This window comes from Actinoplanes sp. NPDC051633 (assembly GCF_040681735.1).
Taxonomy (GTDB): domain Bacteria; phylum Actinomycetota; class Actinomycetes; order Mycobacteriales; family Micromonosporaceae; genus Actinoplanes.
This window is the reverse complement of sequence record NZ_JBFAZH010001286.1, coordinates 1-2072: the sequence shown is the minus strand read 5'-3', so window position 1 is coordinate 2072 and position 2072 is coordinate 1. Positions and strand designations below refer to the sequence as shown.

The 2072-nt window shown below is 72.3% G+C and carries 4 protein-coding genes; 1 reads left to right on the top strand and 3 read right to left on the bottom strand.

Annotated features, from left to right (window positions below; genetic code table 11):
- The coding region (locus AB0M20_RS40145; protein ID WP_364306393.1) for an FAD-dependent oxidoreductase at positions 1-659 on the bottom strand (659 nt) is incomplete at its 3' end.
- Between the two features lie 143 nt (positions 660-802).
- Here AB0M20_RS40145 and AB0M20_RS40140 point away from each other — a divergent pair.
- Positions 803-1327 carry a GrpB family protein gene (locus tag AB0M20_RS40140; protein WP_364306391.1) on the top strand — a complete coding sequence of 175 codons (525 nt, stop codon included), beginning with the start codon at positions 803-805 and terminating at the stop codon, positions 1325-1327.
- Positions 1328-1331: 4 nt separating this feature from the next.
- On the opposite strand, the gene AB0M20_RS40135 is transcribed toward AB0M20_RS40140, so the two are convergent.
- Complete coding sequence (locus tag AB0M20_RS40135; protein ID WP_364306389.1) at positions 1332-1754, bottom strand: PPOX class F420-dependent oxidoreductase; 423 nt, start codon at positions 1752-1754, stop codon at positions 1332-1334.
- Between the two features lie 43 nt (positions 1755-1797).
- A partial coding sequence (locus tag AB0M20_RS40130; protein ID WP_364306387.1) for an MFS transporter occupies positions 1798-2072 on the bottom strand: 275 nt, incomplete at its 5' end.

Here is a 2072-nt window from a genome sequence, read left to right as displayed (position 1 = left end):
GTGACCGTGTGGGTGAGCGGCAGAAGCCCGCGCCGGCTGACGGCGACGACGGGCGCGGTGCGGCCGGCGGCGGTCAGCGTGAGCGCCACGTCGACGGCGGTCAGCCCGGTGCCGATGAGCAGCACGGGCCGGTCGGCGGGCAGCGCTTCGAGAGCGCCGGTCCGCCAGGGATCGGCGACGTAGCCGGCGTGCTCCCGCACCTCGGGCGTCAGGTTCCCCGGCTGCGCCCCCGCCGGATTTCCGACGGCCAGCACCACGTGGTCGGCCGGGACCACCTGTCCGTCCGCCAGCACGACCCCGGCCGGCGACGGTCGCACGGTGACGGCGCGTTCCTTGATGACCCGCAAACGGCCCGGGTGGGCGGCGAAGGCCTCGTCGAGGACCGAGCGTAGGTAACGCGCGTAGAGCGGGCGCGGCACGAACTCCTGCGGGCTCACACCCGCCCAGCGCGCGAAGTGGCCGGGGTCGCCCGGGTCGGCGCTCATCGCACCGGCGCGCGAGTTGAGCAGGTGCCACGGCTGTGCCGCCCCGTAAGCGACTCCCCCGCCCACCTCGCCCGGCTCGATGATCAGCACCTCGACGCCGGGCCGCCGCAGCAGCTCCCGAGCCGCCAGCACACCGGAACACCCGCCGCCGACCACCGCCACCGTCTGCCGCATCACGCTACCTCGCCACCCTCCGCCTAATTCCTACTCACACGATAGGCTCGATGGGTCATGCGGGTCCAGGACACGCCGCGCCGCCGGCGTTCCGCCCGCACCGATCACTCGAACGGTGCGGGCGAGAGGGTTAAGGTCGCGGCGTGGCGATCGAGGTGCACGAGTACGACCCGGCGTGGCCGGAGCACGCCCGGCGGGCCATCGACGAGCTGACCACCGCGGCCGGCGGCTGGCTGACGGTCATCGAGCACATCGGCAGCACGTCGGTGCCCGGCCTGGCCGCCAAACCGATCATCGACCTGATGGCCGCGGCGCAGACGCTGGACGATCCGGCGGCCGAGGAGGCGGTGGTGGCGCTGGGCTACCGGCGCATGGAGTTCCAGATGCCGCAGCGCCTGTCGTTCAAGCGGTACGGCCCCGAGATCGGCTACCACCTGCACGTGGTCCTGGCCTCCTCCTGGGACACCCGCAATCAGCGCCTGTTCCGCGACCACCTCCGCGAACACCCGGCGGACCGGGACGCGTACGCCGAGCTGAAGCGCACGCTGGCCGGCGCCACCCACGAGGGCGACTCGTACACCCGCGCCAAGACGGCCCTGGTCCAGCGCATCGTGGACGCCGCCCGCGACTCCAGAGGTCTCCCCAGGGTCGACGTCTGGGAGGAGTGAGGGATCAGCCGAGGCCGGACCGGGCGATGACGTTGGTGCTGCTGATCCGGACCGCGGTGAAGCCCGCCTGTACGAACGATTCCGCCACGTCCGCCGCGGGCTGGTCCGGGTAGTAGCGAGCGGCGATGCCCATGCCGATGTGCCTGACCAGGTCCGGTTCGGCGGAGAGCTGTGCTTCACCTTCGATGGTGACGAAGCTGTAGGGCTGCCGCTCGTCGCTGACGCAGACCGCGATGCGCCGATCGCGGGCCAGGCTCTTGCCTTTGACGCTGCCCGGGGACAACGCGAAGGCGAGCTCGTCGCCGTCGAGGACGAAGCAGACCGGGGTGACGTGGGGGCGCCCGTCGGGGCGGGCGAGGGCGATGTGGGCAAGCCTCGCTCCCGCTGTGACGAAGGTTCGCCATTCGTTGTCGGTCATGGTGGTCATGGCTGTACTTCCTCTCTTCGAGTGCTCTTCGAGTGCCGATGGTTCAGCGATTCGGGCCGGACCGGCGGCGGCGCAGTGCCGGGGCGACCGCCAGCTGCGCGGCGCACAGCACGAGCCCGGCCGCCGAGCACGCCACCCACAGCGCGGTTCGCCCGGCGTGGTCGAGCAGGGCGGTGCCCAGCAGTGGTCCGAGCACGGCGCCCAGGCTCCAGGTGGTGGACGCGACGCCCATGTACCGGCCGCGCAGGTCGGCCGGCGCGAGATCGGCGAAGGTGGCGCCGAACATGACCGCGATGCCGATCTCGCCGAGGGTCCACA